Source organism: Ruminococcoides bili (assembly GCF_040093295.1).
Classification (GTDB): domain Bacteria; phylum Bacillota; class Clostridia; order Oscillospirales; family Acutalibacteraceae; genus Ruminococcoides; species Ruminococcoides intestinale_A.
In genome coordinates this window covers 1-620 of record NZ_JBBNJY010000101.1, presented here as the reverse complement: position 1 = coordinate 620, position 620 = coordinate 1, and the positions used below count along the sequence as shown (strand labels likewise).

Sequence of the window (620 nt, the reverse complement as noted above, 5' to 3'; positions counted from 1 at the left end):
ACACCTGTTTGGAAAATGTTATACGCTTTGCTTTCGTGTAATTTGGCATTCAATGTGGCAATATCACCGTTTCCAAATGCCTTGTCAACAAGTGCTATTGTATCAAATCCTCCCATGGCGGTACTCATAACCTTTGTTACCGATGCTGTTCCTTTGATAAATTTACCAAAGCCGGACATACATTTAATTCCCTTGCCGGCAACTGCACCTAACTGTCCAAGTCCGGCAAAAGCCGCTCCGCCGATTGCACCGCTTATTGCGCCTGAGAGTGCTCCATCTTCGAAACCTTCTAGGAACGAACCTCCGTTGGCAACACTTTCCAACCCTCCGGATACGCCTCCTATACAAGCACCTAAAATAGCACCCCAGCAGGCTCCGGCAATAATTGGTCCTACACCGGGAATCAAAAGTACAGCAACAGATACAATTACTATTGCTATTGTAACTATCAATTTCCAATGCTCTTTACACCACTCTGCTGCCGATTGTACACCATCACAAATGTGTTCAATAACACTTTTTTCGCATTCAGGTTTCAGATAAGAATACTTTGTGTAAAAATCTTCTTTTGATTTCTTTATTTCCTCTTCTGCCGCTGAATCTTTTCTTGATGCTGTTTC

General features: G+C 42.9%; 1 pseudogene. It reads right to left on the bottom strand.

Annotated elements, in window-relative coordinates:
* Positions 1-620, bottom strand: a pseudogene (locus tag AAAY30_RS11535) (hypothetical protein); the annotation flags it as partial.